Origin of the sequence: Celeribacter naphthalenivorans (genome assembly GCF_020524585.1) — a bacterium.
Classification (GTDB): Bacteria; Pseudomonadota; Alphaproteobacteria; order Rhodobacterales; family Rhodobacteraceae; genus Celeribacter; species Celeribacter naphthalenivorans.
This window is the reverse complement of sequence record NZ_JAIVLK010000007.1, coordinates 263,977-288,183: the sequence shown is the minus strand read 5'-3', so window position 1 is coordinate 288,183 and position 24,207 is coordinate 263,977. Positions and strand designations below refer to the sequence as shown.

The following is a 24,207-nucleotide window of genomic DNA, read 5'->3' as shown; positions in this document are numbered from 1 at the left end:
CTTTTTACCAAATGTCTACATGAGAGTTTTCTGTTTTCAGTGAAAGAAGGCGACTTGTAGAATTTATATAGTCTCATATAATGAGATTTAATGTTTATATACTCCTGGGAGGGACTGAGATGAATGCGACCGTAGCAGACGTCGTGTTGGTGGAGGAGGCCGCGGCGGGCGTCTTCGTGGTGACGGTGAATCGGCCGGATCGGAAAAACGCGCTCAATCTCGAGGTGAAAGACAAGCTGACGGATGCGCTTTTGGCGCTTGAGGCGAAAGCTGAGGCGCGGGTCATTGTTTTGACCGGGGCGGAGGGCTGTTTCGTTGCGGGTACGGATGTCGGCGAGATGGCACATATCACGCCTACCGAGCACACGGTTCTGGTGACGGATCGCCTGTTTACCGTGCTGCGCCGGATGACCAAACCGGTGATTGCCTCTGTCGAAGCTTATGCGCTGGGGGGCGGCTGCGAGTTGGCGCTGTCCTGCGACATGATCGTTGCGGGGCGAACGGCGAAATTTGGTCTGCCGGAGGTGCGCGTTGGCGTCATGCCCGGCGCCGGCGGCACCCAGCGTCTGTTGCGCACCATCGGCAAATATCTGACGATGCGCTTTGCCATGACCGGCGATCTCATTCCGGCTGAGGATGGCTATGGCATGGGCTTCATTTCCGAGCTGACCGACGATGGTGCGGCTTTGGAGCGTTCTTTGGAGCTGGCCACGAGCATCACCAAAATGCCGCCGCTGGCGATCAAGGCGATCAAGGAAGTCATTCAGACGGGGGGCGATGCCTCTCTTGAAACTGCGATGCTGTTGGAGCGCAAAGCATTTCAGATCCTGTTCGATTCCGACGATCAGACCGAAGGCATGACCGCCTTTCTCGAAAAGCGAAAGCCCAGTTTTACCGGTAAGTGAGCCATGGCGACCTGCGGACGGGTTTTAGTCCGCAGGTCGCGTCAGTCTCAGCCGCGATCCTCAAGATCGAAAAGCGCCATGCGCGGGGTTTGTGTTGTCACGAAATCCCGTGCTTGGGCGGGCGCGGTCAAATGGGGCGCGGCTTGCGGTCCGGTCACGGCTTTTTCGCCCGCCACACCGCCAAGCGCCAAGGCGGCCGCGATATGCACGCCCCCCATGCCCGACACGACATTGATTCCACCGATGGCGTCGCCTGCGGCGAAAAGGCCGGGGATCGGCTCGCCCAGCACGTTGACCACCTGCATATCTGTTGTGACCGCCATGCCACCCCAGGTGAACGTCGTGCTGCGCACCATGCGCAGCGCTGAGTAGGGCGGCGTCCCAAGCGCGCGGCGCTCTTTCGGCAGGATCATGCGCCCGAAGAGCGGGTCTTTCTCCAAGTCGCTCTTCAGAAAGGCGTTCCATGAGGCCACGGTGTCCGTGAGGTTACCTGCGTCCACGCCAATCCGATGCGCAAGTGCGTCCAGCGTATCACAGGTCACGGCGGGTTCCGGCATCTTCTCGACCAAATCCGCTTTCAGGGCGCGCGTCTCGGCATCAATGATGTAATAGCCAAACCCCTCGTCCTGCGCCGCAAGCGCGGCGACGCGGCCGGAATATTTGCCGGTTTCGTCGTGGAATCGCTCACCGGCACGGTTCACGGCGATGGCATCCTCGGCCAGAAGGGAGGGGATCACCACCATGGGTTGGATGTAATCCATATTGATCAGATCGGCCCCAAGCGCCGCGCCCGCCACGTGGCCCATGCCACCACAGGTCGCAACGCCGCTGAGATAGCCGTTGATCTCATCCTCGCGTTGATGCCGTCTGCGCAATTCGTAATTGCCCTGATAGCCGCCGGTGGTGAGGATAACGCCTTTGGTCGCTCCGAAACTACGGGGGCTGCCGTCGGCATGCTCCGCCGTGACGCCGGTGACGCGCCCGTCCTGAGTGATCAGGCGCAGGGCTTTGGTCTCGAAATGCACGTCGACGCCCAGGGCATCCAGTCGCTTGGTATAGGCCCGGCCAATCTCGGCGGGGTCGTCGATCGCGTGCATCCGATCGTGGCGGTGCTGCGAAGGTTTCGGGAGCACGCGTTGGATGTCGACCCCCAGCTCGAGGAGCGTATCGAGGGCCTTGGCGCTCTCTTTCGCGTAAGCTTCGGTCAGGACAGGGTCCCAGATCAGCGGGCCATTGTGCTTTTCGCGCTCATATTGCGCCGCGCAATCCGCCATAAAATCGGTGACGCTGTCCGCAATGCCCAAGTCTTTTTGCAATTGCGTGCCGACGCAGGCCAGATAGCCCGTCGACAGGCTGGCATTGCCACCCAGCCAGTCGAGGGTTTCCAGCAGAGCGACCGAAGCCCCGGTCTCTGCGGCGCGGGCGGCGGCGGCAAGGCCTCCGGGGCCTCCGCCGATGACGACAACATCATAGTGTTTCATCGCTGTGGTCCTTTGCTTTGAGGCTTAGGCGTCATCGAACAGGGGCAGGCGTTTCAGGATCTGCGTGTCCTGACGCTCGTAGATGCCGTGAGAGGCCTCGAGGTAGTTGCGCCAGGTCGGATCAGCGTTGCGCGATTCCCGGCGGGCTTCCATGTCGCCCATGCCGTCATAGCCCCACAGGTGGGTGATCTCATTCGTGTCGCCGGAGATGTTCAGATAGTAGCCAAGCGGCGGCCCAATATGGCGGCGCATCACGGGCAGGGCGTGGTCTTCACTGGTCTGAAGAAACGTGCCCATCTTGCCGTGGTCGATCTTGTAGGTGCGAAAATCCACGACCGGCTTGGCGCGTGCGTCCTCCGCACCTTGATCGGCATCGCCCAACACCACGCGGCGGGTGAGGCGACTCGTTGTAAAGCGCAAAATGCCCTCGGAGGTTTTGAGGTAGTCTTTCCAGTCGGAGGTGGATTCGATCCGCATCTGCGCTTCATGGCGCTCATCGAGGCTGTCGAATCCCCAAAGCTGAGTGACGCAGTTGATGCGCCCGACCAGCGTGATGAAATAGGCCATAGGCCGTCCCATCTCTGCCGTGAGGGTCGGAAGGGCGAGGCGTTTATGCCGGTCCAGATAGTCCGGCAGGCACCCGCGCGTGAATTCTTCCGTCCGGATTTCGACAATTGGCTTGTTCCACATCCCCAAGCTCCTCCCGCTCTTTGGGTTCGATTTCTGATCTATAACTCTATCTCACTTATTGGGAAAATTAAAAGCAAACATGCGGGGTGCTGTTTTTTTCTTTTTCTCGAAGTTGTTTCCGAGGTCCTTTCGGGGTCATGCAGAGGCTCATATTTGTTGATAAAAATGAATATTTGGTGGTTTTCTGCAGGGGTGTCTTTCGGCGCTCCGGCGGCGAAAGGCGACGGGCCTCTCTGGAATATTGAATTCGAGCGTTGACAATTAATGTCATTATATGGGATTAGATTTAAAGCAGGAGGAGATAAGCATTTTGGCGCCGGGCCAAACGGGACGCGTGACTGACGCGACCGGGTCGGTGTTTGAGTGGTCGGTCCCTTCGTGCCGGACAGCAATGTCCACACGCTAAAAACGTACGAGGGAGAGAAGCCAAAATGGTTGCATTGACCGCTGATATTGGCCGTTTTCTTGCCGATCTTCGGTATGAAGACTTGCCGTCCGAGTTGTTGCCCACAGTGCGCGACGCTTTTACCGATACTGTCGGTGTGATCATGGCGGGGGTCGATTTGCCTCTGTCCGACGTGTTGCGCGAGACTCTTGTTGACCTTTCGGGTGTCCAAGAAGCCCGCGCCTGCCTGTCCGCGCAAAAGGTCGATGGACCCTCTGCCGCACTTTTGGCCGGGGCCATCGCGCATGCGCTGGATTACGGTTGTCAAACCGCATCGGGCCACCCGGGCGGTGTGATCATTCCGGCCATTCTCGCGGAGGCTGAGCTGCTGGGCTCGACCGGCGAGGATATGGTGACGGCGTTTGTCGCAGGCTATGAAGTCTGGTGCGAGGTGTGGCGCCGCAACAAATATTACCACAAGGCAGGCTGGCACCCGACGGCGCTTTTGGGTCCGGTCGCGACCGCCGCCGCCTGTTCTGTGTTGCGCAAGCTTTCGGCGGAAAAAGCCCAGATGGCGATTGCCATTTCGGCCAGCCACGCGGGCGGGTTGTTCTCCAACTTCGGCTCGATGACCAAGGGCTACCACTCCGGCAAAGCTGCGCGGGACGGTCTGATCGCGGCACGTCTTGCGGATGCGGGCATGACCGGTGGGCCGGACGCGCTTGAAAATGCGCAGGGCTATCTGACGGCGTTTTCCTCCGGCGGTACGCCGGATCGCGAAAGCCCCTGTCAACTCGGCAAGGACTGGTATCTGCCGCGTCAGAAGCTTCAGTTTAAAATGCACCCGAGCTGCTTCTTCTCGCATCGCTCTTTCGAGGGCACTTTGAAAATGCTCGAAGGCCGCGACATCGATCCCGAAGATGTCGAAAAGGTCGAGGTGCATATGGGCCGTGGCCAGACCACCGTCCTCGTGCATCATCAGCCGAAAAACATGTATCAGGCGCAGTTCAGCGGGCCCTTTGGCATCGCCGCCGCCGTGATCCTCAAAAAATTCGGGCCCCCGGAGATCAAGGATGAGGTGGTTCTGCGCGACGATATGCAGGCCTTTTATCCGAAAGTGACGCTCATTCCGATCGACGAAGAAGATCCGCGCGATCCCGTGTTCTCGCCCACCGAGCGCGTCGTGATGACGCTCAAGAGCGGCGAAGTGCTCGACAGCGGGCCGATTGCGACCATTCCGGGCTATGCCGCCGAACCTCTGACGACAGAGGAGCTTTGGGGCAAATTCCGCGACTGTACCCAGTTCACGCATGGCGAAGATGAGGCGCGGGATCTGTTCGATCTGTTGCAACGCATCGAGACGCTGCCCTCGGCGGACGCTCTGCCGACCTGCACCACAATTTTCAATGACTGAGACGTGAGCGGTGCGCGCGGGAGGCGCGGCCACACACGTAGGGAAATCAAAAGGACGACATCATGGAAAAGAAAATGATCACCGTGTCGCAGGGCATTGCGCGCCTGCTGGACCAGATGGGCACGGAATTTGCCTTTGGCGTGAACGGTCACGGCAACTGGGGCCTGCTCGATGCTTTGGTGTATGAAACCAACATCGAATGCATCGGCGCCAAGATGGAAGACCAGGCGGTCGAGCTGGCCGATGGTTACTGGCGCCACAAGCGCGGTGCGCCTCTGCCGATCGTGACCACTTCGGTGGGGCCGGGCAACGCCAACGTGATGCCGGCGGTTGCCACTGCCTTCTATGAATCCATCGGTATGCTCGTGCTGGCCGGTGTCGGTGCGACCCATTGGTTCGACCGTGGCGGCATCGAAGAGGCCTACCGCGCCGGTCCCGAGGATTACGCCGGTGTGATGCGCGGCATCTGTAAAAAGGCGGTCATGGCAACGCGTCCGGACACCTGCATCGAGATGTTCCTGCGCGCTTATAAAACCGCACTGACAGGCCGCCCGGGTCCGGTCGTCATGGCCATTCCGTTCGACATTCAGCACGCGCTGATCCCCGAGGACAGCCTGCCCGATCCGCGCCCCTACATGGCGGTGCATCGTCCGGCGGCCGATCCGGCCGGTATCGACCGCGCCGTCGAGCTTTTGAAAAAGGCCGAGCGTCCGCTCGTGGTCTTTGGCTCCGGGATCGCCAACTCCGGCGCGCATGACGCTCTCGTGGAATTTGCCGAAGCCACCGGCACCCCGGTGGTCGCCACCTCCGCCGGTAAGGCTGCTTTCCCTGAAAACCACCGTCTGTCCGCAGGCGTGGTGGGTCGCGCAGGTACGCTGCACGGCAACCACATGGCGCGCAATTCCGATTTGGTGATCGGTATTGGCACGCACTTCACCGACATCGACTCCGGTGGCTGGACCCTGTTCGACATTCCGAACAACACCAAGCTGATCCATGTCGACATCGACGAAAACGAGCTTGGCCGTGCTTACCCGACCGAAGTGGCGCTCAATTCCGATGCGCGCCTGGCGCTTGAGGCGCTGACCAAAGCGTCGAAAGCGGCGGGTGTGTCCGAGCGCGCCGACTGGATCGCGGTACTCGAAAAAGAACGTAAAGCCTTTGATGAGGCCGTCGAGCCGCTGCGCACCTCGAATATTTCGCCGCTGCACTATGCCCGTGTCTGTGAAGATGTGAGCGCGGTCGTGGCCGAGAAATGCCCCGATGCGACCATCACCTTCGACACCGGCCACATGCTGAGCTACGGCCCGCCGTTTGTGCGTGCCTCCTCGCGCAATGTGTTCCACTCGAGCTTTATGCACCGCATGGGTTGGTCTGCGTCCGCGGCCATCGGCGGCTCCATGGCGTCCAAAGGTCGCCCGGCGATTGCCCTTTTGGGCGACGGTGCCTTCATCATGCGCTCGACCGTGATGCTGACCGCTGTCGAACAAAAGCTTCCGGTCATTGCCGTGGTCTTCGACAACCGCTCGCTTCAGATCGAACGCGAAGCGATGCTCAAGATCTACGGTCGTGAATCCCTCTGTGACACCCGCCGCAAAGGCGAGGACGAACTTTGGGGGCCGGATTTCGCGATGATGGCCGAGGGCATGGGCTGTGTCGGCATTCGCATCGAGAAAGCCGAAGACTTCAAACCGGCCTTTGAGAAAGCCATCGAAAGCGGTCTGCCGACCGTCTTCTCCATCGCGACCGAGATCGAAACGCCGCAATACCGCTCGGCCTGGTATCCCTATCCGAAGGACTTCAATGAGACCTGGACCGCCGGTCCGATTGCGGGTGCTGGGGATCACCATGGGTTTGAAATGCCCGATTTCCAAGCCGACGACACGAAGTAAAAGGGTGACGTCATGACCACTTTGCCGCTGAAAGACGCGAACCTGCTGCGGATGCAGGCCTATGTGAACGGGGACTGGGTGGACGCCGATACTGGCGCGACCCTGACCGTGATCAACCCCGCAACCGGGGAAACCGTGGGCACCGTCCCGCAGATGGGCGCAGCCGAGGCGCGGCGCGCGATCGAGGCGGCAGAGGTGGCTCAGGCACAATGGAAAAAGACGCTCGCGAAGGATCGCGGGCGTCTGCTCCGCCGCTGGTTCGATCTGATCATCGAGAATGCCGACGATCTGGCGTTGATCCTGACTTCGGAGCAGGGCAAGCCTTTGGCTGAGGCCAAGAGCGAAGTTGTGGCGGGTGCGCAATTCATCGAATGGTTCGCCGAGGAGGCTCGGCGCACCTATGGCGAGACCATCCCGACACCGGCGCAGGACCGTCGCATCGTGACGATCAAACAGCCGATCGGGGTCTGTGCCGCAATCACGCCGTGGAACTTCCCGAACACGATCATCACCCGCAAGGTCGCGGCCGCTTTGGCGGCGGGCTGCGCCATGGTGGTGCGTCCGGCCAGCACGACGCCCTTCACCGCCTTCGCTCTGGCGGAGTTGGCGGATCGTGCGGGCATTCCGAAAGGTCTGTTCAGCGTCGTGACCGGCGGCTCGCGTGAGATCGGGGCGGAGTTCACCTCCAACCCCATCGTGCGCAAAATCTCCTTCACCGGCTCGACCCGCGTGGGGCAAATCCTGATGCAGCAATGCGCCGGGACGGTCAAAAAGCTTGCGCTGGAACTGGGTGGAAACGCGCCCTTCATCGTGTTTGATGACGCCGATGTCGATGCCGCTGTGGCGGGCGCCATGGGGTCGAAATTCCGCAACTCGGGTCAGGCCTGTGTTGGCACCAATCGCTTTTACCTTCACGACAGCATCTATGATGAATTCGTCGAGAAGTTCCTCGCGAAAGTGGCTGATCTCAAAGTCGGCAACGGCCTCGAGCCGGGCACGACCTTCGGGCCTGTGCACGATATGGGTGGCGTTCAGAAGACCGAAGAACATATCGCCGACGCGATTGAAAAAGGTGCGAAACTTCTGGCCGGTGGTCAGCGTCACGCTCTGGGACGCAGCTTCTTTGAGCCGACAGTGATTGGCGAGGCCAATGCCACGATGAAAGTCGCGCGCGAAGAAACCTTTGGTCCGCTTGCCTCGATTTTCCGCTTCAAGGATGAGGACGATCTGATCGCTGCGGCCAATGACACCGAATTCGGTCTGGCCTCGTATTTCTACAGCCGCGACATCGGTCGGGTCTGGCGTGTCGCTGAGGCGCTTGAGACCGGCATGGTCGGGGTCAATATCGGCCTCATGGCCAATGAGGCCGTGCCGTTTGGCGGGATCAAGGAATCCGGGATCGGTCGCGAAGGCTCGTTCTACGGGATCGAAGACTACATGGAAGTGAAATACATCTGCATGGCTGGCGTCTAAACTCTTCGCGACGCAGGCTATGTGCGCTCGCGCCGGGGGCTCGGCGCGGGCGCATTTTTTAACTCTCAGCTTGGGCGGCTTTAAAGGCCTCAAATTCTTCGATGACGGCAGGCAGCGCGGTCGACATACCGTGCAGGTTCGACAGCGCGACGATTTCCAACGCTTCGAGAATTTCTTCTTCTGTCGCGCCATGTTTGAGCGCCGCACGGGTCTGGGCGCGCACGCCGAACTCGTGGAATTGATAGGCGTTGAGGCAGATCATCAGCGTGAATTTGAATTTCAACGGCAGGCTGTCGCGTTTGAATAACGGATGCATGACGGTGTCGTGAAGGCGTTCGAGCATGTCGGGATCGCGTTCCGCAAGCATGCGGGTCCAGCCGCGCGCCATGCCGCGTTCACGCTCTACGCGCTCCAGAACTTCTTTCGTGCGTTCGGGGTTTGGCGAGGTCATTTCTCAAATCCTTATGTAATGCCACAAAGTGGGACTCTTGATTTTATAGTTCATCATCACGTGTGAGATCATCATTATTTTTCGAATTACAAAAGAAAATCTCGCATAAAAACTTTTCTCAAATTATTGTATAAAATCTCAAACTATGACATATACCAAAAACAACAGGATTTGAGATGCCGTCGGCCAGCGAGTCGAAAGTGTCCGGACTGAAGAGGAGGTCATCTTGGACAATGAGAGTAAGCGCCAGTTCGAGGCGTTGTTTTCCCCGAAAACCATCGCCCTGATCGGTGCATCCGGCGACCAAAAGAAACACACGTCGCGACCGCAGCGGACGCTGCGCAAACACGGGTATGAAGGCCGCATTGTGCCGATCAACCCGAACCGCGACGAAGTCGGCGGCGACAAGGCCTATCCGGCCATCACCGAGGTGCCGGGCGAGGTCGATCACGCCTTTATCATGGTGCCGCGCGATGCCGTGCCGGAGGCCATCCGCCAATGCGCCGAAAAGAAAGTGCCCGTGGCGACGATCTTTACCGATGGCTTTGCCGAAACCGGTGAGGAGGGGCGCCGCATCCAGGAGGAGATGTTGGAAGAGGCCCGCAAAGGCGGCGTGCGTCTTTTGGGACCGAACTGTAGCGGCATTTACACCTCGACACCGTCCTGTGCCTTGTCGATCAACGCAGCCGTCGAAAAGCTCGACATCAAGCCCGGTCCGCTCGCGATCATCTCGCAATCCGGCAGTATGACCGGCGGTCTGATGTCGCGCGGTCTGGGCCGTGGTGTGGGCTTTTCCAAGATCGTGTCCATCGGCAACGAAAGTGATCTCTCGGTCGGTGAAATCGCCGAATGGCTGGTGGATGACCCGGACACCGGTGCGATCCTGTTGTTCCTTGAAACCTTCCGCATGTCCGACCGTCTTGCCCGTGCGGCGCGGCGCGCGATTGAGGTCGGCAAGCCGATCATCGCCTATAAACTCGGGCGCTCCGATCTGGGCCGCGACCTTGCGGCGTCGCACACCGGCGCGATGGCCGGGGGCGATGAGGTGGCGAATGCTTTCTTCCGCGATCACGGCATCCTGCGGGTCGATTGCCTCGAAACTCTCTTCGAATTGCCGACCATGCTGGCCAACCAACGCCCGCCCGAACAGCATCGTGTTGCGGTGATGACCACCACGGGCGGCGGGGCGGCGACTGTCGTTGACCGTCTCGGCGGCCTTGGCGTCAACGTGGTTGCTCCGAGCCAAGAGGTGATCGAGACGCTTGCTCAACAGGGCATCGATATTCCGCACGGAAAGCTCACCGACCTGACGCTCGCGGGGACGAAAGCCGAAGTCTATAGTGCCGTGGCCAGCGCGCTTTTGGCGTCGGACCACTGCGATATGTTGGTGGCCATCGCGGGCAGCTCGGCGCAGTTTCAGCCCGAGATCACCGTCGGCTCTCTGGTCAAGGCGGAGAAACACGGCAAGCCGCTTGCGGTCTTCATCGCCCCCCATGCCGAAGAGGGCCTCAAACAACTGGCCGATGCAAAAATCGCCGGGTTCCGCACGCCGGAAACCTGTGCCGATGCGGTCAATGCCTGGGCCAAGTGGAAGCTTCCGGTCGAGGCGCCGAAGCCTGCGACGGACGCGGTCGCAGCTGTTGAGGCGACGATCTCCGGGCTGAACGGACGCAAGCCGAACGAGCTGGAAGCCGCCTCTATTTTTGCAGGGATCGGCATCAAAACCGCACCTGCGACCGTGATCCAATCCGCCTCTGAAGGGGTCGATCTGGACTTCCCTGTGGTGGCGAAAATCCTCTCCGCCGATGTGCCTCATAAAACCGACGCGGGCGGTGTGGTGCTTGGCGTCAAGGACGGTCTCGAGCTGTCGCAGGCGGCGTCGAAGATTCTCGACAGTGTGACGGCGAAACACCCGGAAGCTGCCATCGACGGCATTCTCGTGCAGCAGATGGAAAAAGGCAGCCTGGCCGAGGTGATCCTTGGCTTCCGGCATGACGCGGAGGTCGGGCCCATTGTGGTTCTGGGCGTCGGCGGCATTCTGGCCGAGGTCTATAAGGACGCGGCCATCCGCCTTGCGCCGACCTCGCTCGAAGAGGCGCGCGCCATGGTCGAAGAGGTCAAGGGCCTCGCGGTGATCCGTGGCTATCGCGGCTTGCCGAAAGGGGACACCGAAGCGCTGGCGCAGGCCGTCGTGTCGATGTCCCAACTTGCCGCCATCGACGGGATCGCGGATGCGGAGATCAATCCGCTTTTCGTGAAACCCGAAGGCCAAGGGGTCATCGCCGTCGATGGTCTCGTGCTTTTGAACCAGGACTAACGGCTCGGGAGAGCTGTCGCGAAAGAGGAGACGCGATATGGAACTTGATCTGGCCGGAAAAACGGCAATCGTGACGGGCGCCGGCAACGGCATCGGGGCCGCGACGGTGGCACGTTTTGTCAAAGAGGGCGCCAATGTGGTGGTCTCGGACATCAATGGCGAGGCCGCCGAGGCCCAGGCTCAGGCGCTGCGCGATGCGGGCGGCAATGCGATTGCCGTCACTGCCAATGTCGTCAATGAGGATGAGGTCAATGCGATGGTGGAAAAGGCCGTCGCGACCTTTGGCACCGTCGACATTCTTGTCAACAACGCCGGTCTGACCCGCGACATGCGGATCACCAAAATGACCGAAGCGGATTGGGACATCGTGCTCGATGTGATCCTGAAAGGCGCGTTCAACTGCACCCGTGCGGTGATCCCGCACATGACCGACAACAAATGGGGCCGGGTGATCAACATCTCGTCGCGGGCGCATTTGGGCAATCGGGGACAGGCGAATTACTCCGCCGCAAAAGCCGGGATCATCGGCTTTACCCGCGCCATGTCTTTGGAAGCAGGGCGGAATTTCATCACTGTCAACGCGGTGGCGCCGGGGATCATCGGCACGGAGATGGTGAAATCCCTGCCGCATTGGGAGTCGATCCGCGAAAACGCCGAGAAAACCACACCGATCCCGCGCGTGGGCGATGCCGAGGACGTGGCGGATGCCATCGTTTTCCTGGCGTCCGAGCGCGCAGGCTACATCAGCGGCGACGTCTTGCATGTCACCGGCGGCCGCTACTGAGGAGGATTGATCATGACAGACGCATATATCGCCGGGATCGGCATGACGCCTCTGGGCAAACACTGGGACCAAAGCGTGCGCGACCTGTCCGCCGCGGCGATCACCGAGGCGCTTGCCGACGCGGGTGTCGAGAAAGACGCCATCGAGGCCGCGTGGTTCTGCAACACGCGTTTGGGGGTGCTGGAAGGTCAGCACAACATTCGCGGCCAAACCGTTCTGCGGCCCTACGGCTTTGAAGACATTCCGATTTTCAACACCGACAATGCCTGCGCCTCGTCCAGCTCTGGCCTGGCCCAGGCCTGGATGGCGGTGAAATCCGGCGTCTATGACGTGGCGCTGGTGGTTGGCGCGGAAAAGATGAACTTCAAGGACAAGGCCGCACAGATGTTCGAGGCCTTCCGCGGCTCGACCGATCTTGAGACCTTTGACAGCCAGTTGGACAGTCTTCTGGCGCTTGGGGATGGGCTTGAACTGCCGGAAAAAGCCTTGGCGGACACGGGCCAACGCTCTGTTTTCATGGACATCTATTCCGCCATGGCGCGGTTCCACATGAAGACCTTTGGCACCACGGAGGAACAGATCGCGGCCGTGGCGTCCAAAAACCACTGGCATTCGCAATTCAACCCGAAGGCGCAATATCGTTTCCCGCTGACCGTCGAAGAGGTGCTCGCCGACCGGCTTGTGTCCTATCCGATGACGCGCGCCATGTGCGCGCCGATGAGCGACGGGGCGGCGGCTTTGGTGATCGTGTCGGACAAGGTGTTGGCGAAATTCGACCGCAAACGCGCGGTGAAAATCCGTGCGGTCTCCGTGTCGAGCGGCTCGTCGCGCAAGCCCGAGGAATTCGAGAAACACCTGACCCGCACGGCTGCGGAACGCGCCTATGAGATGGCGGGGCTTGGACCGGATGACGTGAACATCGCCGAGATGCATGACGCCACCGCGTTCGCCGAGATCATGCAGGCCGAACATTGTGGTTTCGCGCCCTACGGCGAAGGCGGCAAACTGGCCGAAAGCGGCGACAGCAAGCTTGGCGGCAAACGTCCGATCAACGTCTCCGGCGGGCTGTTGTCAAAAGGTCACCCGATCGGCGCGACCGGCGCGATTCAGGTCAACGAAATCGTGCAGCAGCTGCGCGGTGAGGCCGGCGAACGTCAGGTCGAAGGCGCGCGTATCGGTTTGACCGAGAACGGTGGCGGGTTTTACGGCTATGAAGAGGCGGCCTGTGTGGTCTCGCTCTTCGAGGCGCCGGAGAAGGGCTGATGGGCATCGATCGCGATCACCTGATGGCCTATGAGGTCGAGGACGTCCGGCAAAGCTACACCGCGAAGGACAGTGCGTTTTACGCGCTGTCCGTGGGCATGGGGCAAGACCCGCTCGACACGACCCGTCTGGCCTTTGTCGACCCGAACAAGGGCGCGGAGCAAAAGGTTTTGCCCGCGATGGCTCTGGTGCTGGGCTATCCCGGTTTCTGGATGGTGCGCCCGGACACGACGGTGGACCCGACGCGGATTTTGCATGGCACGCAAGCCGTTGAATGGCACAAACCCTTGCCGCCCGAAGGCGAGGTCATCGGCAAGACGCGCATGGTGCGTCTGGTGGATCGCGGCGAAGGCAAACACGGCATGGCCGTCTCGGAACGCCGCATCGTCGATGCCGAGACCGGCGATCTCTATGCCACGCTGACCCAGGTGCATGTGCTGCGCGGGCAGGGCGGTTTTGGTGGCGATCCGGGGCCATTGGACAAGCCGCAAGCTGTGCCCGAGACCGCACCCGACATGGTTCTGGATGTGCCGACAACGGCGGATCAGGCGCTCTATTACCGGCTCAATGGCGACTTGTTCGCTCTCCACGCCGATCCGGAGATGGCGCGCAAATCGGGGTTTCCCCGACCGATCCTCCACGGCATGTGTGTCGCGGGGATCGTAACCCAGGCGTTGATGAAAACGCTGGCCGGTGACGATCCCTCGCGCATGCAGTCCATTGAAATGCGGTTTTCCGCGCCGATCTACCCGGGCGAAACCGTGCGGGTCGAGATGTGGCAGAATGGCGCCTTCCGGGCGATCTGTGTCGAGCGCGATCTTGTCGTGTTGGACAATGGTCTGGTGCGTGTGTCGTAAGGCTCAAACGCGGTTTAGATGCGAAAAAGGCGTCCGGGGATCCGGGCGCCTTTTCTCATGTCACATGGCGCACCAAATGCGCGGTTGTCACTGCGCAACATGCGCGCGGAGCTGGTCGATGTCGCGCTTTGGCGGGTTGCCAAAGAGGCGTGCATATTCGCGGCTGAACTGCGACGGGCTTTCATAGCCGACCTGATAGGACACGCTCGCCGCATCGAGGCGGTCGTTCAACATCATTTGCCGCGCCTCGTTGAGCCGGAGCCATTTCTGATATTGCAACGGGCTCATTGTGGTCAGATCGCGAAAATGTTGGTGAAAACTCGAACCGCTCATTTGGGCACGTTCCGCCAGATCGTTCACCCGCAACGGTTCGGCGTAATTCTGTTTCATCCAGTTGAGCAGCGCCAGAATGCGGTGGTTGGGGCTTCCTGAGGCCACGAAAGACCAAAGCCGGGCGCCTTGATCGCTCATCAACAGGCGGTAGTGAATTTCCTTGAGGATCAGCGGCGAGAGCACCGGGATGGCGGCTGGCTCATCCAAAAGCGCCACGAGCCGGTCAAGCGGCTGCAACAGCTCCGGCGTCAATGTCCCCGTTGCAATGCTGCTGCGGTCTTTCCAGTCGTGTGGCGGAGAGATCATATTTTGCGCCACCAATTCGCCCAAAAGTCGCAGGTCGAGTTTGAGCATGAGGCCCAGACAGGGCGCCTCTGGGCTGGCTTCCAGAATCTGGGTCTGGCCGGGAATGTCCAGTGAGGTGATCAGAAAGCGCGACGGATCATAGCGATGCGGTGCACCGCCCACGAACATCTGTTTTGCGCCCTGCGCGACCACAAGAAGCGCGGGCTCCACCAGACAGGTGTCGGGCTGGGTCGGGCGCGTGCGTCGGAAAAATCCGAGATCGGGGATGGCGGAGGCGACATCCTCTGCCCCGGTCGTCCAGCGATCGATCCGGTGCGCGATGTCGCCAAGCGGGGCCACAGTGGTCTCGGTTGTGCGTTCAGGCATCGTGGAATCAGACATCTTGGAGTCAGACATGGGCGATCCTCCAGGGCAAAGACGAAGCCACCCGCAGGGGTGGCTTCGATGATCTTATCAGAGATTTTCGGAGAAGAAGCCGATGATTTTGTCGAACGGGATCTTGTCCATCTGATCGTAGAGATCGGTATGGGTTGCATCCGGCACGATCACGAGCTCTTTCGGCTCTGCCGCTGCCTTATAGGCGTTTTCGCTGAAATAGCGCGAGTGCGCGTTTTCACCATGCACCAAAAGCATCGGGCGCGGCGAGATTTCGTCGATGTAGGTCAGCAGCGGCATGTTCATGAAGGACAGCGGGTTGGTCACCGTCCAAGATGCATTCGAGTTGATCGCACGGGGGTGGAAACCGCGGTTCGTGTCTTTGTAATAGGCCGCATATTGCACCACGAAATCCGGTTCGCCGCCCTGAAGCTCAAGCGAGATCGGGCCATAGGCCGGGGTGCCGTTCTTGGCATCTTCCCAACGCTGCAGGCTCAGCTGCTCCAGTGCTTCGGCGCGTTGCTCGGGCGTGGTGCTGTCGAAGTAGCCTTTGGACATGACGTGGCTCATGTCGTACATCGTGCTGGCGACGACCGCCTTGATGCGCTTGTCGACCGCTGCCGCGTTCAGCGCCATGCCGCCAAAGCCGCAGATGCCGAGGACGCCGATCTTTTCACGATCCACATTGTCTTGGATACCGAGAAAATCGACAGCGGCGCTGAAGTCTTCGGTGTTGATGTCGGGGGAGGCGACATTGCGCGGCTCGCCACCGCTTTCACCGGTGTAAGAGGCGTCAAAGGCCAGAGTCAGAAAGCCACGCTCGGCCATGGTCTGGGCGTAGAGGCCGGAGGACTGTTCTTTCACGGCGCCAAACGGGCCGCTCACAGCAATCGCGGCAAACGGGCCATCGCCTTTGGGCGTGTAAACGTCAGCGGCCAGCGTGATGCCGTAGCGGTTGGTGAAGGTGACCTTCTTGTGGTCCACCTTGTCGCTTTTCGGAAACGTCTTGTCCCAGTCTTGCGTCAGTTCCATCTTGTATCCTTCCAATCAGTACAAAGGCCGACAGTCGCGTCGGCGTTGATCATGAGATAGGGCGCTTTTGCCCGCAATCGGTAGAACGATCTCTCGTAATCCTTGCCTGATTCTCCGGAGGGGAGCGTTTTTTGATAAGTTTGCGCCAAGTTGGCTGCTTGCAACGGCGGCTGTTTTAGCTCGCGAGGTCCAGCGGGCGTGGGCGTCTGTGCTCATCGATGGCCACGAAAGTGAAGGTCGCATGGGTGACCTGTTCCGTCTCGAATTCGTAGCGATCCCGGCGCCAGGCCTCGACAAAAATCTTCATCGAGGTGCGGCCCGTCGATTGCAGCGTCGCATAGATCGACACCTCGTCGCCGACTTTCACGGGCTTCAGAAAACTCATGCCATCGACCGCAATGGTCGCCGCTCGCCCTCGCGCCACCCGCGCGGCGGTATTCCCCGCCGCCAAATCCATTTGCCCCATCAGCCAGCCGCCAAAGATGTCTCCGGCGGGGTTGGTGTCTGCGGGCATGGCGATGGTGCGAATGACGGGTTTGTGTTGCGGTTGCTTAGGCATCTTGGTCCTTGGCTTTCTCATAAATTGCGGTCTTGGACCTCTCGCCGGCCCTCACGCGGGACAGTCGTCAGAGGCCAGATACTCGGCGCGGGTCGCAAAGCGGCGGATCGGGCGCATGCCGTCCCAATTTTCACTGAGCGATTTGATTCCGGCGAAATAGGCGACGCGCCCGGGGGAGTTCGGGGCCAGTTCGACCATCGCGCCGAAATGTGACGGCCCCTCGAAATAGGTCGAACTGATCTCGCCGTCGGTGGTTTCGATCTGACAGGCACGGTCAAACCCCATGGTGGCGAGTTTCGCGCAGGAGGCCTCATAGTCGTCCGGCCAGAAGCCCAGATGATGCAGCCCCTCCCGCCCGGCATCGAGGAAATCTGTCCAGGGTGTCGGGTCGTTCGATGTGGCGGCGATCAGCTCGATCTGCACCTCGCCCACATAGGCGAAGGCCAGAGACATCTCGACCCGCGATTTGCCTCCGGCATAGGAAATGATCCGATCATCCGTGGCACGTTCGATGACCACGAAAGGCCCGACGCCAAGCTGTTCTGTCCAGAACCGCAGCGCCGCGTCGAGATCGGCGACCACATAGGACAGCTGCATCGCTGGTCCCAAGATGTCGGTGAGGGCGGCGGGCGCGGTCGGTGTCATGAAGATCTCCGTCAGCCGTAGTGAATGGACATGCCGCCATCGACGACAACGGTCTCGCCGGTCATGTAGCTCGCGAGATCGGACAGCAGGAACAGCGCGACATTGGCGATCTCATCGGTGCTGCCATAGCGTTTCATCGCGACGCGCTGGGTGAGTTTGGCGATGAATTCGGGGCCCATCTTGGCGGCTTGCGCCTCTTGGATCGGTGTGTTGATCAATCCCGGCGCGATACAGTTCACACGGATGTTGTCCTCCGCGAGATCGACCGCAAAAGCCCGTGTCATCTGGACCAGAGCCGCCTTTGAACTGGTATAGGCGGCGCGTTCGGCTTTGGTCTGCAATCCGCCGATCGAGGCCATGGTCAGGATCGAGCCGCCCCCGTTCTCTTTCATATGACGCGCGGCGGCACGGCAGGTATAGAAGGCGCCGTTGACGTTCACATCGATGACACGCCGCCATTCTTCGTCGGTCATATCCATGACATTCCCGCGCCAGACGATGCCCGCATTGGCGACCGCATGGGTGACCGGCCCGTGGGTGTCCCGGATCGCATCGAAAATCCCGCTCACGGTCTCTGCACTGCTGACATCCAGAAGATAGCCATATTTCGCGGCACTCTCCGCCGGGTAAAGCTCGGCGAGCGCGGCCTCAAGTTGCGGCGCGTTATAGTCGAGCAAAAGCGGCGTCGCCCCGGCGGCGCGCAGGTGTTTGCAGATGGCAAAACCGATGCCGGAGGCGCCCCCGGTGACGGGGACCAGAGCGGAAGAGAAATCGAAAGCGGACATAGAGTGGAAATCCCGACATTTGAATGCGCCCGTCGGAGCAAGTTTGCCCGAGAGGGGTATGGATCGGTCAAGGATGCATCTCCACGTGGGTCATGCAAGCCTTATCGGGGCGAGGGATGACCGCGGCCACCCCTCGCCCTCGGGGAGGAGACTGTTAGCCGATGCCGGCGCTTTGGCCGCCGTCGAAATTGATCGCCGCGCCCACCACAAAGGCGCTGTCATCGGAGCAAAGCCACATGCAGGCGCGTGCCATTTCCTCGGGGCGGGCGTAGCGGCCGACGGGCTCTTGTGCCACAAGGCGCGCGGTGCCTTCGGCCGTGCCGCCAGAGACGCGTTCGATCATCGGCGTGTCCGTCACGCCGGGGCAGAGCGCGTTGATGCGGACGTTGTTTTCGATCACCTCGAGCGCGGTCGATTTGGACAGCGCCACAACCGCGTATTTCGAGGCGCAATAGGAGCCCTGGTTGCGGATCGACAGGACGCCTGCGGTGGAGGAGGTGTTGACGATCACGCCGCCGCCTTGCTTTTCCATCACCGGAATCTGGTGTTTCATGCAGAGGTAGACGCCTTTGACGTTGATGTCGAACAGACGGTCGAACAGATCTTCGGCCACGTCGGTCAGCGGCTGAACGGGTTGTTCGATCCCGGCGTTGTTGAACGCGCAATCGAGAGAACCAAAGGCCGCGACGGTGGCGTCGATTGCCGCTTTGACGTCGGCGCTGTCGGTGACGTTGCATTTGATGGCAATCGCTTCACCGCCTGCGTCTTTCACCATTTTGACGGTTTCTTTCGCGGCGTCTTCGTTGATGTCAACGACGGCGATCTTGCCACCAGCCTTTGCGAATTCGAGCGTGGTTGCGCGACCGATGCCGCTGCCGCCGCCGGTGATAAAGACCGTCTTGCCGCTGAAGTCGTAATTTTGGCCAGTGTTCATGTCGTTCCTCCCTGGAATCTGAATGTCTAAAAGTCGACAGACCCTGGTTGCACAGGGGACGAGGCTCACCCTCCTCAAGGTGAGACATCGCGCTTTGCGACTCTGATATTTTCTTTTATCCCATTATTCGGGAAAGATTCAAGAATGAAATATTTCATTTCTATTTTAGGATTTAAATCAGTCTTTCGCGTGGATTTCGCGCAAAAAAATTTTGTTATATTGCATATTGTGGGATTATTTGATGATATACGCTCAGGTGCAACAGGAGTCTTTCGAGGAGGGATTGGCCGTTTCGGTCGTCACGGAAGAGACCATGGCGCACAGGGAGGGGGCACACGCGTTCGAGGCGCAGGGTCCTCCGAAGACATGAGGCCAATGTGGCCGCCGCAGGGATTGAACCTGTGCGGTGATCCATTCGGGTGTGAATGAAAGCGACACGACACTATGGAAACCTATGACTATATCATCGTCGGCGCGGGATCGAGCGGAAGTCCGGTCGCGCGGCGTTTGTCTGAAGCTCCGGACACCAAGGTGCTGTTGCTCGAAGCCGGCCCGCATTCGGACCGGTTCTGGGTCAACACGCCCGCCGGCATGGCAAAGCTCTATTTCAACGATCTGTTGAATTGGAACTATAAAACCGAGCCGATGGAGAAATTGCGCGGACGCGGGATGTATTGGCCGCGGGGCAAACTCATGGGCGGGTCCAGTTCGATCAACGGCATGATCTTTATCCGCGGTCACCAAAAGGATTTTGACAGCTGGCGCGATCTCGGCAATCCGGGATGGGGCTTTGACGATGTGCTGCCCTATTTCAAAAAGATGGAACATTTCGAACGCCGCAGCGACGAGTGGCGCGGGCAGGGCGGTCCGCTCTGGGTCTCCGATCCGGTCGTGAAAGTGCAATCGAGCTACGATTTCATCGATGCGGCGCATAGTCTTGGCCATCCGGTGACCGAAGACATGAACGGCGCGATGCATGATGGTGTCGGGTTCATGCAGCACACGATCAAGAACGGGCAGAGGTTCTCGGCCTATAAGGCTTTCATCAAACCGATCCGCTCCCGCGCGAACCTGACCATTCGCACCGGCGCGCATGTGCAGCGTGTCTTGTTCGAGGGCAAAACCGCCGTCGGCGTCGAGATTTTGCGCGATGGTAAGCCCGAGAAAGTCATGGCCGCGCGTGAGGTGATCCTGTCCGGCGGGGCGATTAACACGCCGCAACTTTTGATGCTGTCCGGGGTGGGGCGACCTGACGAAATCACGCCGCACGGGATCGCCATGGTGCATGAGGCGCCGGGTGTCGGTCAGAACCTTCAGGATCATTTCTACATCCACACCAGCTGGCGCTCGACGCCGGACAGCTCCTATAACGCAAGCCTCGCAGGGCTTCGGAAATATTGGGAAGGCTTCAAATATCTGATGACGCGCAAGGGCTATCTGGCGCTTGGCTCGTCGCAGGTGGCGGCTTTCGTCAAAAGTAGCCCCGACGAAGACTATGCCGATCTCCAGATCAGTTTCCGCCCGATGACCTTTGATTTCCAACCTGATGGCGAAGCCCGCGTTGAGCCGGAGCCGGGCATGGGCGTCTCGGTCTATCAGCTGCGCCCGCAGACCACCGGCACGGTGACCTTGCGGTCGGGCAAAGCGTCGGACAAGGCGGTCTGCGCGCCGCATTTCCTGACCGATCCCTATGACATCGGCGCGATGATCAGCGGCATCAAGCAAATTCGCGAGATCATGAACGCACCGGCGATCAAGTCGCGCGTCGTCTCCGAAGAGCTGCCCGGGCCGCATGTCAAAACCGACGACGACATCTATAACTTCATGGAAGAGACCGGCAACTCGGCCCACCATCAGGGCGGCACCTGTAAGATGGGGCGCGATGAGATGGCCGTGGTGGACGAGCGTCTCAGGGTGCGCGGGCTGGAGCGCCTGCGCGTGGTCGATGCCTCTGTCATGCCGCACCTGACCTCCGGCAACACCAATGCGCCCTCGATCATGATCGGGGTGAAGGGCGGCGATATGATCGCAGAGGATGCGCTGCCCCGTCGTCCAGTTTCGGCGTGAAGCCGACCTAAGAAATTGATGCGGTCCGCGTCGCAAGTTGGCCGCAAGTGAAAGGAAATACCATGCGTGAGATCACATCCCGTCCGTCGGAAGCCTTTGAAAAAACGCACTACCCCCGGATCGGACTCTATATCGATGGGGAATGGATTTATGATCGTGAGACCTGGTCCCATGTTCGCAATCCCAGCACTGAAAATGAGATCGCGCCTGTGCCGAAAGCGACGCAGGAAGATTTGCAAAAGGCGCTGACATCGTCGCAGGAAGGGTTTCGCATCTGGCGCAACACGGCGCCCTTGGACCGTGTGGCGATCATTCAGAAAGCCGTCGCCCTGATGCGCGAACGTGCACCTGAAATGGCCAAGGTGCTCACGCTTGAGCACGGCAAAACGCTGGCCTCTGCCGAGGGCGAGATCCTGCGCAGCTGCCGCTACTACGATTGGGAGGCCGGGCAGGCGTTGCGCAGCTATGGCTGGGTCATGCCCGCGATCCCCGATTTCCAGCGTCAGATCGAACGTCACCCGATCGGTCCGGTCGTGGCCTTCACGCCGTGGAATGTGCCGATGAGCTCCTATGCGCGCAAGACCTCTGCGGCGCTCGCGGCAGGCTGTTCGATCATTGTGAAAGCGGCCGAGGAAACCCCCGGAACGGCGGTCGAGCTGACCAAATGTTTCGAGGAGGCCGGGCTTCCGCCGGGGGTTTTGAACCTCGTATTCGGCGATCCGGCGGAGATTTCAGCGACGTTGATCGCCTCTCCGATTTCGCGCCTTGTGACGCTCACGGGGTCGACCGGGGTGGGCAAACATCTGACGGAACTGGCGGCGCGGGCAATGAAGCCGGTGTTGATGGAGCTTGGCGGGCACGCGCCGGTGATCGTCACGCAAAGCGTCGATGCCGAACGTGTGGGCGTGCTCGCCGCCGAAGCTAAAACGCGGGGCTCCGGTCAAATCTGTGCCTCCGTGTCGCGGTTTATCGTCGATGAGAAAGTCTACGCGCCCTTCGTCGATGCATTCGCCAAGACGCTTGATGCGGTGAAGGTCGGCGACGGGTTCGATCCGGCCGTGCAAATGGGACCGGTGGCCAATGACCGGCGGTTCGATGCGGCGCGCGCCATGGTGGCGGATGCCGACAAACGCGGCGGTCGTATCGCCAGCGGCGGTCAACGGATCGGCAATCGGGGCTATTTCTTCGAGCCGACGCTTTTGTCGGATTTGCCGCTCGATGCCGATGCCATGCGCCTTGAGCCGTTCAATCCGATCGCAGCGGCGGTTTCCGTGCCCGATCTCGATGCGGCGCTCAAGATCGCCAATAGCGTCGATGTCGGTCTTGTCGGCTATGCCTTTACCAATGATCTCGCGGAAGCTGAGCATCTGAAACGCAATCTCGATGTCGGGGCCTTGTCGATCAACCATTTCGACACGCCGGATTCCGACACACCTTTTGGCGGCGTCAAAGACAGTGGTATCGGGCGCGAAGGTGGACCGACCTCGCTCGACGCCTACATGGTTCAGAAAACGGTGCTGCAATACACGGGCACGCTCTAAGCCAGTTGGCGCCACAACAAAAAAGGCCGGATCAAAACGATCCGGCCTTTTTCTTTTGGAGCGGATAGGGGGAGCGCTTAGGCGTACTCGAGACCCGGGACGGCCACGCGCACCGAAAAGATGGCGCTTTTTTCTTTGCCTTCGCCGATTTCCTCGTCCGTGCCCAGATAGGTCGTCATGAACAGAGTGCGTCCGTCTTTGCCCCCGAGGGTGCAGGAAATCGCCGCGCCGTCGAAGGCGATCCGATCCGTGATCTCGCCACCGTCCAGCACGCGCAGCACCTCGCCGGTGTTGTAGGAGGCGATCCAGATCGCGCCCTCCGCATCGGCACAGAGCCCGTCGGGCTGACGCTCGCCCATGTCCGCGAACACCCGGCGGTTGCTCAACGTGCCATCGGCAGAAAGATCAAATGCCGTGATGCGTCCGACCCAGGTCTCGTTCACGATCAAAGTCTTGCCGTCGTTGATGATCACAGATCCATTCGGAAACTCCATCTGATCGGCAATCTCGACGATCGTGCCGTCGGGATCGATCCGGTGCAGATGCGCGGGGACGGCCTCTGCGCCGGCCCAGGCGTCATAGCCGAAATTGCCGAGGTAGATGCGGTCCTGATCATCGACGGCAAAGTCATTCAGTGGGCCGGTCGCGTGGTTCGACAGATCGGAATAATGCGAGACGTCGCCATCCTTGATCTGGAGAAGCTTGCGATCCACCATGGAGACCGCAATCAACGAGCCGTCTTCCAGAAAACCAAGCCCTGCGGGGCGGTCGTCCAACTTATGGCGGTGGGCAATGCCGCCGTCCTCTGTCACGGCGTAGATTGTTTCTCCGAAGACATCCGAGACCCAGAGTTTCCCGTCGCGCCACTTGGGCGCTTCGAGAAACCGAAAGCCATCGGCCACAGGTTGTGGGGCGTGTTCTTGCATGTTTTCCTCCCTGAGATCACATGTTTTTCAGTGTGCGTGCGGCGGGTTTACCACCCACCGTCACAAGCGATATTTTGGCCCGAAATCAGATCGGACATCGGCGAAGCCAGGAAGACGGCCAGATTGGCAATGTCTTCCGGCATGATGCGGGTCTTCAGGCACTGATTTTCCAGAATCCACTGGTGATACTCTTCACGCTTGTCGCCGAAGAACCTCCATTCGGCGTCGGAAATCACCGCGCCGGGGGAAATGGCATTCACGTTGATGCCGTATTCCCCAAGCTCGCGGGCAAAGGTTTTCATCAGGCCGAACATAGCACCTTTCGACGCCGCATAGGGGACATATCCGCTCCAGCGCCCATTGAGCGTCAAGGAGGTCATGCAGATGATCTTGCCGGCCTTCTTCTCTTTCATATGCTTGCTGCACGCGCGGGTGAGCACGAAGGGCGCAGAGGAATTCACGCGCACCTCTTTCTCGTATTCTTCAACGCTATAGCCCTCGTGGGGCTGATTGGTGATATGCGCCGCGTTGTTGATCAAAATGTCGAAACCGCCGACCTCGTCTGCCAGTGCGGAGACGGCTTTTTCGGTGCCCTCCAGATCGTTGAGGTCGCAGCCAAAATAACGGATGCCATTGCCGAGCTCGGCGAGTTTGGCCTCGGCGTTTTCTGCATTGGGAAGATCGAGCGCGACAACGGTGGCGCCCTCTTCGACGAAACGTTTGACCATGCCCTGGCCAAGAGAGCCGAGCGCACCGGTGATAAGGGCTTTTTTGCCGGAAAGAAGTGCCATG

General features: G+C 60.1%; 22 protein-coding genes. 11 read left to right on the top strand and 11 right to left on the bottom strand.

What is annotated here, in order from left to right; all coding sequences use genetic code 11:
- The first annotated feature begins 119 nt into the window (after positions 1-119).
- Positions 120-905 carry an enoyl-CoA hydratase-related protein gene (locus tag LC094_RS16475; RefSeq protein ID WP_226553889.1) on the top strand — a complete coding sequence of 262 codons (786 nt, stop codon included), beginning with the start codon at positions 120-122 and terminating at the stop codon, positions 903-905.
- A gap of 47 nt (positions 906-952) precedes the next feature.
- On the opposite strand, the gene LC094_RS16470 is transcribed toward LC094_RS16475, so the two are convergent.
- Together LC094_RS16470 and LC094_RS16465 are read right to left on the bottom strand one after the other, a co-directional pair.
- Positions 953-2,386: an FAD-dependent oxidoreductase gene (locus tag LC094_RS16470; RefSeq protein ID WP_226553888.1), complete on the bottom strand. Its 1,434-nt coding sequence runs from the start codon at positions 2,384-2,386 to the stop codon at positions 953-955.
- 24 nt (positions 2,387-2,410) lie between these two features.
- The gene (locus tag LC094_RS16465; RefSeq protein WP_226553887.1) at positions 2,411-3,076 is read right to left on the bottom strand and encodes an NIPSNAP family protein; all 666 of its coding nucleotides are present in this window, start codon (positions 3,074-3,076) and stop codon (positions 2,411-2,413) included.
- A 431-nt stretch (positions 3,077-3,507) separates the two neighbouring features.
- Here LC094_RS16465 and LC094_RS16460 point away from each other — a divergent pair, with 431 nt between their 5' ends.
- The 3 genes from LC094_RS16460 to LC094_RS16450 all read left to right on the top strand — a co-directional run bounded on the left by LC094_RS16460 (position 3,508) and on the right by LC094_RS16450 (position 8,240).
- Positions 3,508-4,875, top strand: a complete 1,368-nt coding sequence (locus tag LC094_RS16460; protein WP_226553886.1) for an MmgE/PrpD family protein — start codon at positions 3,508-3,510, stop codon at positions 4,873-4,875.
- Positions 4,876-4,937: 62 nt separating this feature from the next.
- Positions 4,938-6,767, top strand: a complete 1,830-nt coding sequence (locus LC094_RS16455) for a thiamine pyrophosphate-binding protein (protein WP_226553885.1) — start codon at positions 4,938-4,940, stop codon at positions 6,765-6,767.
- Positions 6,768-6,779: 12 nt separating this feature from the next.
- Positions 6,780-8,240, top strand: coding sequence for an NAD-dependent succinate-semialdehyde dehydrogenase (locus LC094_RS16450; RefSeq protein WP_319003304.1), 1,461 nt, complete (start codon positions 6,780-6,782; stop codon positions 8,238-8,240).
- A gap of 58 nt (positions 8,241-8,298) precedes the next feature.
- On the opposite strand, the gene LC094_RS16445 is transcribed toward LC094_RS16450, so the two are convergent.
- Positions 8,299-8,691, bottom strand: coding sequence for a carboxymuconolactone decarboxylase family protein (locus LC094_RS16445; RefSeq protein WP_226553884.1), 393 nt, complete (start codon positions 8,689-8,691; stop codon positions 8,299-8,301).
- A 226-nt stretch (positions 8,692-8,917) separates the two neighbouring features.
- Between LC094_RS16445 and LC094_RS16440 the strand changes: the two genes are divergently transcribed.
- From LC094_RS16440 to LC094_RS16425, 4 genes are read left to right on the top strand one after another with little or no spacing between them, the layout of a single operon-like run.
- Positions 8,918-11,008 carry an acetate--CoA ligase family protein gene (locus LC094_RS16440; RefSeq protein ID WP_226553883.1) on the top strand — a complete coding sequence of 697 codons (2,091 nt, stop codon included), beginning with the start codon at positions 8,918-8,920 and terminating at the stop codon, positions 11,006-11,008.
- 37 nt (positions 11,009-11,045) lie between these two features.
- The gene (fabG, locus tag LC094_RS16435; protein ID WP_226553882.1) at positions 11,046-11,792 is read left to right on the top strand and encodes a 3-oxoacyl-ACP reductase FabG; all 747 of its coding nucleotides are present in this window, start codon (positions 11,046-11,048) and stop codon (positions 11,790-11,792) included.
- Positions 11,793-11,804: 12 nt separating this feature from the next.
- Positions 11,805-13,055 (top strand): thiolase family protein, encoded by a 1,251-nt coding sequence (locus LC094_RS16430; protein WP_226553881.1) that lies wholly within the window; start codon positions 11,805-11,807, stop codon positions 13,053-13,055.
- Positions 13,055-13,912, top strand: a complete 858-nt coding sequence (locus LC094_RS16425; protein ID WP_226553880.1) for a MaoC/PaaZ C-terminal domain-containing protein — start codon at positions 13,055-13,057, stop codon at positions 13,910-13,912. Before LC094_RS16430 ends, LC094_RS16425 begins: the two co-directional genes overlap by 1 nt.
- Before the next feature lie 87 nt (positions 13,913-13,999).
- Here the strand turns inward: LC094_RS16425 and LC094_RS16420 are convergent, their stop codons facing one another.
- The 6 genes from LC094_RS16420 to LC094_RS16395 form a co-directional block, all read right to left on the bottom strand.
- Positions 14,000-14,947 carry an AraC family transcriptional regulator gene (locus LC094_RS16420; RefSeq protein ID WP_226553879.1) on the bottom strand — a complete coding sequence of 316 codons (948 nt, stop codon included), beginning with the start codon at positions 14,945-14,947 and terminating at the stop codon, positions 14,000-14,002.
- Between the two features lie 57 nt (positions 14,948-15,004).
- Complete coding sequence (locus LC094_RS16415) at positions 15,005-15,958, bottom strand: alpha/beta hydrolase (protein WP_226553878.1); 954 nt, start codon at positions 15,956-15,958, stop codon at positions 15,005-15,007.
- A gap of 175 nt (positions 15,959-16,133) precedes the next feature.
- Positions 16,134-16,517 carry an acyl-CoA thioesterase gene (locus LC094_RS16410; protein ID WP_226553877.1) on the bottom strand — a complete coding sequence of 128 codons (384 nt, stop codon included), beginning with the start codon at positions 16,515-16,517 and terminating at the stop codon, positions 16,134-16,136.
- A 51-nt stretch (positions 16,518-16,568) separates the two neighbouring features.
- The gene (locus tag LC094_RS16405) at positions 16,569-17,162 is read right to left on the bottom strand and encodes a VOC family protein (RefSeq protein ID WP_226553876.1); all 594 of its coding nucleotides are present in this window, start codon (positions 17,160-17,162) and stop codon (positions 16,569-16,571) included.
- 11 nt (positions 17,163-17,173) lie between these two features.
- Positions 17,174-17,947, bottom strand: coding sequence for an SDR family NAD(P)-dependent oxidoreductase (locus LC094_RS16400; protein WP_226553875.1), 774 nt, complete (start codon positions 17,945-17,947; stop codon positions 17,174-17,176).
- A gap of 154 nt (positions 17,948-18,101) precedes the next feature.
- Positions 18,102-18,881 carry a glucose 1-dehydrogenase gene (locus LC094_RS16395; RefSeq protein WP_226553874.1) on the bottom strand — a complete coding sequence of 260 codons (780 nt, stop codon included), beginning with the start codon at positions 18,879-18,881 and terminating at the stop codon, positions 18,102-18,104.
- Positions 18,882-19,025: 144 nt separating this feature from the next.
- Here LC094_RS16395 and LC094_RS16390 point away from each other — a divergent pair, with 144 nt between their 5' ends.
- The 3 genes from LC094_RS16390 to LC094_RS16380 all read left to right on the top strand — a co-directional run bounded on the left by LC094_RS16390 (position 19,026) and on the right by LC094_RS16380 (position 22,489).
- Complete coding sequence (locus LC094_RS16390) at positions 19,026-19,310, top strand: hypothetical protein (RefSeq protein WP_226553873.1); 285 nt, start codon at positions 19,026-19,028, stop codon at positions 19,308-19,310.
- A gap of 15 nt (positions 19,311-19,325) precedes the next feature.
- On the top strand, positions 19,326-20,948 hold the full coding sequence (locus LC094_RS16385) for a GMC family oxidoreductase (RefSeq protein ID WP_226553872.1): 1,623 nt from the start codon (positions 19,326-19,328) through the stop codon (positions 20,946-20,948).
- Between the two features lie 62 nt (positions 20,949-21,010).
- Positions 21,011-22,489 (top strand): NAD-dependent succinate-semialdehyde dehydrogenase, encoded by a 1,479-nt coding sequence (locus LC094_RS16380; protein ID WP_226553871.1) that lies wholly within the window; start codon positions 21,011-21,013, stop codon positions 22,487-22,489.
- A gap of 77 nt (positions 22,490-22,566) precedes the next feature.
- Here the strand turns inward: LC094_RS16380 and LC094_RS16375 are convergent, their stop codons facing one another.
- Together LC094_RS16375 and LC094_RS16370 are read right to left on the bottom strand one after the other, a co-directional pair.
- The gene (locus LC094_RS16375) at positions 22,567-23,415 is read right to left on the bottom strand and encodes an SMP-30/gluconolactonase/LRE family protein (RefSeq protein ID WP_226553870.1); all 849 of its coding nucleotides are present in this window, start codon (positions 23,413-23,415) and stop codon (positions 22,567-22,569) included.
- Positions 23,416-23,462: 47 nt separating this feature from the next.
- A complete protein-coding gene (locus LC094_RS16370) occupies positions 23,463-24,206 on the bottom strand; it encodes an SDR family oxidoreductase (protein ID WP_226553869.1) in 744 nt (247 codons plus the stop codon).
- Position 24,207: the final 1 nt, after the last annotated feature.

What these genes read in the sequence shown, in the direction of transcription:
- LC094_RS16390 (WP_226553873.1), top strand. Translation starts at nt 19,026, where the DNA reads ATGAAATATTTCATTTCTATTTTAGGATTTAAATCAGTCTTTCGCGTG.
- LC094_RS16405 (WP_226553876.1), bottom strand. Translation starts at nt 17,162, where the DNA reads ATGACACCGACCGCGCCCGCCGCCCTCACCGACATCTTGGGACCAGCG.
- LC094_RS16475 (WP_226553889.1), top strand. Translation starts at nt 120, where the DNA reads ATGAATGCGACCGTAGCAGACGTCGTGTTGGTGGAGGAGGCCGCGGCG.
- LC094_RS16455 (WP_226553885.1), top strand. Translation starts at nt 4,938, where the DNA reads ATGGAAAAGAAAATGATCACCGTGTCGCAGGGCATTGCGCGCCTGCTG.
- LC094_RS16450 (WP_319003304.1), top strand. Translation starts at nt 6,780, where the DNA reads ATGACCACTTTGCCGCTGAAAGACGCGAACCTGCTGCGGATGCAGGCC.
- LC094_RS16445 (WP_226553884.1), bottom strand. Translation starts at nt 8,691, where the DNA reads ATGACCTCGCCAAACCCCGAACGCACGAAAGAAGTTCTGGAGCGCGTA.
- LC094_RS16430 (WP_226553881.1), top strand. Translation starts at nt 11,805, where the DNA reads ATGACAGACGCATATATCGCCGGGATCGGCATGACGCCTCTGGGCAAA.
- LC094_RS16385 (WP_226553872.1), top strand. Translation starts at nt 19,326, where the DNA reads ATGGAAACCTATGACTATATCATCGTCGGCGCGGGATCGAGCGGAAGT.
- LC094_RS16470 (WP_226553888.1), bottom strand. Translation starts at nt 2,386, where the DNA reads ATGAAACACTATGATGTTGTCGTCATCGGCGGAGGCCCCGGAGGCCTT.
- LC094_RS16395 (WP_226553874.1), bottom strand. Translation starts at nt 18,881, where the DNA reads ATGAACACTGGCCAAAATTACGACTTCAGCGGCAAGACGGTCTTTATC.
- LC094_RS16425 (WP_226553880.1), top strand. Translation starts at nt 13,055, where the DNA reads ATGGGCATCGATCGCGATCACCTGATGGCCTATGAGGTCGAGGACGTC.
- LC094_RS16410 (WP_226553877.1), bottom strand. Translation starts at nt 16,517, where the DNA reads ATGCCTAAGCAACCGCAACACAAACCCGTCATTCGCACCATCGCCATG.
- LC094_RS16420 (WP_226553879.1), bottom strand. Translation starts at nt 14,947, where the DNA reads ATGTCTGACTCCAAGATGTCTGATTCCACGATGCCTGAACGCACAACC.
- LC094_RS16400 (WP_226553875.1), bottom strand. Translation starts at nt 17,947, where the DNA reads ATGTCCGCTTTCGATTTCTCTTCCGCTCTGGTCCCCGTCACCGGGGGC.
- LC094_RS16375 (WP_226553870.1), bottom strand. Translation starts at nt 23,415, where the DNA reads ATGCAAGAACACGCCCCACAACCTGTGGCCGATGGCTTTCGGTTTCTC.
- LC094_RS16380 (WP_226553871.1), top strand. Translation starts at nt 21,011, where the DNA reads ATGCGTGAGATCACATCCCGTCCGTCGGAAGCCTTTGAAAAAACGCAC.
- LC094_RS16460 (WP_226553886.1), top strand. Translation starts at nt 3,508, where the DNA reads ATGGTTGCATTGACCGCTGATATTGGCCGTTTTCTTGCCGATCTTCGG.
- LC094_RS16465 (WP_226553887.1), bottom strand. Translation starts at nt 3,076, where the DNA reads ATGTGGAACAAGCCAATTGTCGAAATCCGGACGGAAGAATTCACGCGC.
- fabG (WP_226553882.1), top strand. Translation starts at nt 11,046, where the DNA reads ATGGAACTTGATCTGGCCGGAAAAACGGCAATCGTGACGGGCGCCGGC.
- LC094_RS16415 (WP_226553878.1), bottom strand. Translation starts at nt 15,958, where the DNA reads ATGGAACTGACGCAAGACTGGGACAAGACGTTTCCGAAAAGCGACAAG.
- LC094_RS16370 (WP_226553869.1), bottom strand. Translation starts at nt 24,206, where the DNA reads ATGGCACTTCTTTCCGGCAAAAAAGCCCTTATCACCGGTGCGCTCGGC.